2 protein-coding genes and 1 pseudogene are annotated in these 2,369 nt (G+C 65.5%); 1 reads left to right on the top strand and 2 read right to left on the bottom strand.

Translation table 11 applies throughout. The annotated features are described in order from the left end of the window. Together pstC and pstS are read right to left on the bottom strand one after the other, a co-directional pair. Nucleotides 1-371 (bottom strand): annotated as a pseudogene (gene pstC / locus ACXJKR_RS30030) (phosphate ABC transporter permease PstC); the annotation flags it as partial. Between the two features lie 151 nt (nucleotides 372-522). Beyond that, a complete protein-coding gene (gene pstS, locus ACXJKR_RS30025) occupies nucleotides 523-1,560 on the bottom strand; it encodes a phosphate ABC transporter substrate-binding protein PstS (protein WP_056197163.1) in 1,038 nt (345 codons plus the stop codon). A gap of 229 nt (nucleotides 1,561-1,789) precedes the next feature. On the opposite strand from pstS, the gene ACXJKR_RS30020 reads away from it, so the two are divergent. Then, the gene (locus ACXJKR_RS30020) at nucleotides 1,790-2,269 is read left to right on the top strand and encodes a fasciclin domain-containing protein (RefSeq protein WP_457325954.1); all 480 of its coding nucleotides are present in this window, start codon (nucleotides 1,790-1,792) and stop codon (nucleotides 2,267-2,269) included. Nucleotides 2,270-2,369 lie beyond the last annotated feature (100 nt).

Below are 2,369 nucleotides of genomic sequence, written 5' to 3'. Positions count from 1 at the left end.
ATGGAGGGCACGGCAGCCAGCAGCTCGATGGCGATGCCCAGCGGGCGCTTCAACCAGCTGGGCGACAGCTCGGTCAGGAAGATGGCGATGCCGAAGCTGACCGGCACGGCGATCACCAACGCGATGAAGGAGCTCGCCAGCGTGCCGTAGATCATGACCAGGCCGCCGAACTTCTCCTGCACCGGGTCCCATTCCGCGCTGGTCAGGAAGCCRAGGCCGAAGGCCTTGAGCGCCGGCGTGGCACCGATGATGAGGGAGCCGATGATGCCGACCATCAACAGCAGCGTCAGCCACGCTGCACCCTGCGACAGGGCCGCGAACAGCGCGTCAGCCCAGGGGGCGACGCGGCGGCGCTGGGGTTTGGGTTCCATCGGTGAAGTATGCGAGCGACGTTCGCTTCGATCAGCGCCTGCGTTGCCGGCTGGAAGGATGGCTGCCAAGGAACCTCCTGGGGTCTGAGAGAGAAAAGGCGCCTGATGTAACGAAGCCCGGCGAGGCCGGGCCAGGTTCAGCGCCCGGGCATCACTTGTAGGCCACCGCCTTGCCGGACGTGTCCTTGATCTCGCCCCACTGCTTGCGCACCAGATCCTTTACGGCGGCAGGCAGCGGCACGTAGTCGAGGTCGTCGGCCATCTTGTCGCCGTTGCCGTAGGCCCATTCGAAGAACTTCAGCGCGGCACCGGCCTGCGCCGCCTTGTCCTGCGACTTGAACATCAGGATGTAGGTCGGGTTGGTCAGCGGCCAGGCAGTCTTGCCCGGTTGGTCGGTCGTGATCTGATAGAAGGTCTTGTTCCAGTCGGCGCCGGCCGCGGCGGCCTTGAAGGCGTCGTCGCTCGGGTTGACCCACTGGCCGTCCTTGTTCTTCAGCTGGACGTAGGTCATCTTGTTCTGCTTCACATAGGCGTACTCGACGTAGCCGATGGAGTTGGGCAGGCGCTGCACGAAGGCGGCGACGCCCTCGTTGCCCTTGCCGGCCGTACCGGCCAGCCATTTGACCGTCGTGCCTTCGCCGACCTTGCTCTTCCAGTCCTCGCTGACCTTGGACAGGTAGTTGGTGAAGATGAAGGTCGTGCCCGAACCGTCGGCGCGCGCCACGGGGGCGATGGTGGCGTCCGGCAAGGCGACACCTGGGTTCAGCGCGGTCAAGGCCGCGTCGTTCCACTTGGTGATTTTGCCGAGGTAGATGTCAGCCAGCACGGCGCCGGTCAGCTTGATCTGGCCCGGGGCGATGCCCTTGATGTTGACGACGGGAACGACGCCACCAATGACCATGGGGAATTGCAGCAGGCCGTCCTTGGCCAGTTCCTCGTCCTTCAGCGGCATGTCGGAAGCGCCGAAGTCGACCGTCTTGGCCTTGATCTGGCGGATGCCGGCACCCGAACCGACCGACTGGTAGTTGATGCGGGCGCCGCTGGCCTTGTTGTAGGCATCGGCCCACTTGGCATAGATGGGCGCCGGAAAGGTGGCGCCGGCGCCGGTCACGTCCTGGGCAAGGGCCGCCTGGGCACCGAACAAACTCACGACGATCGCGAGCGACTTGCTGACCTGGACAAATTTCATCTGAGACACCTTCCGCAGGGCGGGTTTGACGATGACCGGCATCCTAGGGATCGAATGTGACGATTGAGTGACTGCCCAGTCATCGATCCGGCCATTGGAGCGCGTCAAAGCGCGGCTGGGAAGCCGCCTGAACCGCTTTGTGACACTGTCATTTTCGATTCACGCGAGCGTCATATGGCGCTTCTAGAGTGCCGGCCTATYGTTTCCCGACCACACCGGAGCTTCCGAAATGACCCGTCGCACATCCCTGATCGCGTTGACCGCCAGCGCATGGCTGGTCGCCTGCGCTACCACCCCCGCGCCGGCGCCGCTGGCCGAGACGCTGGCCCGCGACCCGCAGCTCAGCACCTTCAACCGCCTGGTAGCCCAAGCCGGCCTCGCCGACGAACTGCGTGCCGCCGGTCCGCTGACCGTCTTCGCGCCCAGCGACGACGCCTTCAAGGCCGTGCCGGCCAAGACGATGGAAGCGCTGGCCGCTGACCCGGCCCAGCTCAAGGCAGTGCTGGGCTATCACGTCATCGATGGCCGTGTTGCGGCCGCCGATGTGAAGCCGGGCACCGCCAAGACCCACCAAGGCGCCACGCTGGCCCTGGCCAAGGCTGGCAGCTTCGTCACGGTGGACGATGCCGTCGTGCAGCAGGCCGACATCGTCGCGACCAATGGCGTGGCCCACGTGGTCGACCGCGTGCTGATGCCGCCGAAGAAGTAAATCAGGCTCCAGCAAGCAGAAGGCCGCCACAGGGCGGCCTTTTTGTGGGCCGAGCGCTGGGCCGCCCCCGAGCCGGCCCGCATCTGGCGATGTGCTTGCC

Source organism: Roseateles sp. P5_E11 (assembly GCF_054049355.1).
This window is presented reverse-complemented; position numbering and strand designations above follow the sequence as displayed.